The organism is Rhizobacter sp. P3_C12 (assembly GCF_056402735.1).
Window position 1 is genome coordinate 1 of sequence record NZ_JBFUGW010000370.1, and the last position, 5,006, is coordinate 5,006.

The following is a 5,006-nucleotide window of genomic DNA, read 5'->3' on the forward strand; positions in this document are numbered from 1 at the left end:
GGCTACCGCGGCGCGCGCCACAGGTTCACGCTGCCCGAGCCGCTGCGCACGGCGCTGCAGGCGGTTGCGCAAGGGCAGGGCGCCACGCTGGCTATGCTGCTGCTCGGCGTGTTCCAGGGCCTGCTGTACCGCTGCACCGGGCAGCGCGACGTGCGCGTCGGCATGACGGTGGCGAACCGCGCGCGGCCCGAGGCGCAGGCGCTGATCGGGCTGTTCGTCAACACGCTGGTGCTGCGCAACCGCATCGGCGGGCGCACGACGCTCGCGCAGCTGGTGGCGCAGGCCCGCGATGCCTCGCTCGGCGCGCAGGCGCATGCCGAGCTGCCGTTCGATTTGCTGGTCGAGGCCTTGCAGCCCGAGCGCAGCCTGGGCACGAGCCCGCTGTTCCAGGTGGTGTTCAACCACGTCGGCGAAGACCCGCGGCTGCTGCGGCAGTTGCCGGGCCTCGCGGTCGAGTCGCTGCCGCTGCCCGAGCTCGCGGCGCAGTTCGATCTGGCGCTGGAGCTGCGCGAGCGGGCCGGTGCGCCGCTGGAGCTCTCGTTCGTCTACGCGGCCGAGCTGTTCGAGGCGGCAACCGTCGAGCGCTTCGGCGCGCACCTGCTCGCGCTGCTGCAGGCGTTGGCGCAGCGGCCCGCGCAGGCGCTCGGCGATGTCGACCTGCTGGGCGCGGACGAGCACGCGCGGCTCGCCGCCTGGGGTGTCGATGAACAACGCTTCGACGACTGGCTGCCGGTGCATCGCGCGTTCGAGCAGCGGGTGCGCGAGAACCCCGCGGCCGTCGCGCTGCACTTCGCTGACGAGACGCTGACCCGCGGCGAGCTCAACCACCGCGCCAACCGCCTGGCGCACCACCTGATCGCGCAAGGCATCGGTCCGGAGACCCGCGTCGGCATCGCGCTCGAACGCTCGGTCGGCATGATGGTCAGCATCCTCGCGGTGCTGAAGACGGGCGCCGCGTATGTGCCGCTGGACACCGAGCTGCCGGCCGAACGCCTCGCGTGGATGGTGGGCGACAGCGGCGTCGCGCTGGTGCTGACGCACGGCGCGGTGCACGATCGCCTGCCGGTGATCGCGGCGCGTGTGCTCGACCTCGACACGCTGGACACCTCCGCCGAACCGGACCGAGATCCGCCGATCGACATGCACGGCGAGCACCTCGTCTACGTGATCTACACCTCCGGCTCCACCGGCACGCCGAAGGGCGCCGCGGTGCGCCACCAGGCGCTCGCGAGCTGCATGGCGTGGATGCAGCAGGTCTACCGCCTCGACGCGGCCGACACGGTGCTGCACAAGGCCGCGTTCGGTTTCGACGTGTCGGCCTGGGAGATGTTCTGGCCGCTCACCACCGGCGCGCCGCTGGTGCTGGCCGCACCGGGCGAGCACCGCGACCCGGCGCGGCTCGCGGCGCTGATCCTGCGGCATCGCATCACGACGCTGAACTTCGTGCCGGCGATGCTGCAGGCCTTCCTGCAGCAGCCGCAGGTACGAGCCATGGAGTCTCAGGCCCAGAGAGGGGAGGCCCCGCTGCGCCGCGTGATCGTCGGCGGCGAGGCGCTGCCGGCCGAGGCGCAGAAGGAGGTCGCGCTGCGGCTGCCGCGCGCGACGCTCTACAACCTCTACGGCCCGACCGAGACGACGATCCACGTCACGCACTGGACTTGCCGCGCCGACGGCGCGACGCAAGTGCCGATCGGCCGGCCGATCACCGAAACGAGCGCGCGCGTGCTCGACGCCGACCTGAACCTCGTGCCGCCCGGGGTCGCCGGCGAGCTGTACCTGGGCGGCGTGAGCCTGGCGCGCGGCTACCTGAACCGCGCGGCGCTGACCTCGGAGCGTTTCGTCGCCGATCCGTTCGATCCGCGGGGCGGGCGGCTCTACCGCACTGGCGATGTGGTGCGCTGGAACGCCGAGGGCCAGCTCGACTATCTGGGCCGCATCGACCAGCAGGTGAAGGTCAGAGGCTTCCGGGTTGAGCTCGGTGAGATCGAGGCGCGGCTGCTGGCGCACGGCTCGGTGCGCGACGCGGTCGTCGTCGCGAAGCCGGGGCCGGCCGGCCTGCGGCTGGTGGCTTATGCGGCGCCGCATGCCGGCCAGCGCATCGACGCCGCCGTGCTGCGCCAGGCGCTGGCCGATGCACTGCCCGACCACATGGTGCCGAGCGCGATCGTCGCGCTGGACGCGCTGCCGCTGACGCCCAACGGCAAGGTCGACCGCCGCGCGCTGCCCGAACCGGTGTTCGAGGGCGACCGCGCGCACCTCGCGCCGCAGGGCCRCATCGCCGAGACGCTGGCCGCGATCTGGCGCGAGGTGCTGGGCGTGGCCCGCGTCGGCCAGCACGACAACTTCTTCGACCTCGGCGGGCAGTCGCTGCTGCTGATCCGCGTTCACCAGCAGGTGCAGCAGCGGCTGGGGGTCGAGCTGCCGCTGGTCGAGCTGTTCAAGCACCCGACGCTCGCAGCACTCGCGCAGCGGCTGGAGCGCGGTTCAACGGCGCCTGCCACTGCAGCCGTCGACGACCGCGCCAGACAACAACGGGCCGCGCTGCTGCAGCGGCGCCGCGCCACCGAGAGGAACACCTGATGCAACACCAAGAGCCGAACGGCATCGAGATCGCGATCATCGGCCTGGCCGGCCGCTTCCCTGGTGCGGCCGATGTCGACGCCTTCTGGCGCAACATCCGCGACGGCGTCGAATCGGTCGCCCGTTTCAGCGACGACGAGCTGCGTGCACGTAGCGTGCCGCAGAGCCTGCTCGACGACCCCAGCTTCGTGAAGGCCGGCGTGCGGCTCGACGGCATCGGCGAGTTCGACGCCGGCTTCTTCGGCTACGCGCCGCGCGAGGCCGAGCAGCTCGATCCGCAGCAGCGGCTGTTTCTCGAGTGCGCCTGGCAGGCGCTGGAGCAGGCCGGCTACGCGACCGGCCAGCTCGACGTGCCGGTCGGCGTGTATGCAGGCGACGGACCGAATCTCTACTTGATCCGGCACCTGCTTCCGGCGTCGGGTGGTGCCGACACCGGCCAGATCGCCGAGCTGCTGAGCCTGATGAGCGGCAACTCGCCCGGCTCGCTGTGCACCCGCGTCGCCTACAAGCTGAACCTGCGCGGCCCGGCCGTCACGGTGCAGACCGCCTGCTCGACCTCGCTGACCGCCATCCACACCGCTTGCCAGGCGCTGCTGGCCCGCGACTGCGACATGGCGCTGGCGGGAGGTGTGTGGCTGAACCTGCTGCAGGACGGCGGTTACCGCCACCAGGCCGGCGCGATCCTGTCGCCCGACGGCCATTGCCGCGCCTTCGACGAAAAGGCGGCCGGCACGCTGATCGGCAGCGGCGCCGGCCTGGTGGTGCTGAAGCGCCTCGACGACGCGCTGCGCGACGGCGACACCGTGCATGCGGTGATCAAGGGCTCGGCCGCGAACAACGATGGTTCGGACAAGGTCGGCTTCACCGCGCCCAGCGTGCGCGGCCAGGCCGACGTGATCCGTGCCGCGCACCTGGTGGCCGACGTGTCGCCCGACAGCATCGGTTGCATCGAGGCGCACGGCACCGGCACCGTGCTCGGCGACCCGATCGAGGTGGCGGCGCTGACGCAGGCCTTCCGCGCCGGCACTGCGCGCCGCGGCTTCTGCGCGCTCGGCTCGGTCAAGACCAACATCGGCCACCTCGATGCCGCGGCCGGCGTCGCCGGGCTGATCAAGGCGGTGATGGCGCTGAAGCACCGCACGCTGCCGCCGAGCCTGCATTTCGAGCGGGCGAATCCGCAGCTGGCTCTGGGCAGCAGCCCGTTCTACGTCAGCACCGCGGCCGCGCCGTGGCCGCAGGGCGACACGCCGCGGYGTGCCGGCGTCAGCGGTTTCGGCATCGGTGGCACGAACGTGCACGTGGTGCTGGAAGAGGCGCCGGCTGCGACCGAGTTGCTGGACGACAGCGACTGGCAGGTGTTGCCGCTGTCGGCCCGTGACGGCACGGCGCTGCGCGAGTCGCGTGCGCTGCTCGCGGACCACCTGCAGTCGCATCCGGAGCAGGCCCTGGCCGACGTGGCGCACACGCTGCAATCCGGCAGGCAGGCCTTCGCGCAGCGCAGCGCGGTGGTGGCCGACAGCCACGCGCTGGCGGCGCAGATGCTGCAGGCGCCCGAAGCCGCGAACGCCGCGGTCGATGCGGCGCCCGAGCTGGTGTTCCTGTTCCCCGGCGGTGGTGCCCAGCATGTGCACATGGGCGAGGCGCTGTACCGGCGCAGCGGTGTGTTCCGCGCCGAGGTCGACCATTGCTGCGAGCTGCTGCGGCCCGAGCTCGGGTTCGACCTGCGCGAGGTGTTGTTTCCGGCGCCGGCCGACGCGGCAGCAGCCGAGCAACGGCTTGCGCGCATCGAGCTGACGCAGCCGGCGCTGTTCGTCATCGAGTACGCGATGGCGCGCTGGTGGATGAGCCTCGGCGTGACCCCGGCGCTGATGATCGGCCACAGCCTCGGCGAGTACGTTGCGGCCTGCCTGGCCGGGGTTTTCCGGCTGGCGGATGCGCTGCACATCGTGACCACCCGCGGCCGCCTGATGCAAGGGCTGCCGGCCGGCGCGATGACGGCGGTGGCGCTGACCGAAGACGCGCTGCGCCCGTACCTCGGCGATGGTTGCGACCTCGCTGCGGTCAACGCCGAACAGTTGTGCGTGATCGCCGGTCCCATGGCCGCGATCGAGCGGGCCGAGGCACGCCTGCGCGAGGCCGGGCAGCAGCCGCGCCGGCTGCACGTCGGCATCGCATCGCACTCGGCGATGGTCGAGCCCATCGTCGCCGAGCTGGAGCGCACGATCGCCGCGGTGCCGCGCGAGGCGCCGCGCCTGCCGTTCATCTCGAACGCGTCGGGCCGCGTGATCACCGCGGCCGAGGCGGTCGATCCTGCGTACTGGGGCCGCCACCTGCGCGGCGCGGTGCGCTTCGCCGACGGGCTGCGGGCGGCGTTCGAGGTGCCGGGGCGTGCGCTGCTGGAGGTCGGCCCCGGCGCGACCTTGAGC

Annotated in this window: 2 protein-coding genes; both read left to right on the top strand. The window is 72.5% G+C overall.

What is annotated here, in order from left to right:
• The coding region (locus AC1DXV_RS31220; RefSeq protein WP_477937353.1) for an amino acid adenylation domain-containing protein at positions 1-2,580 on the top strand (2,580 nt) is incomplete at its 5' end.
• Positions 2,580-5,006 (top strand): type I polyketide synthase (locus AC1DXV_RS31225; RefSeq protein WP_477937355.1); only part of this gene is annotated, 2,427 nt, incomplete at its 3' end. The genes AC1DXV_RS31220 and AC1DXV_RS31225, both read left to right, overlap by 1 nt.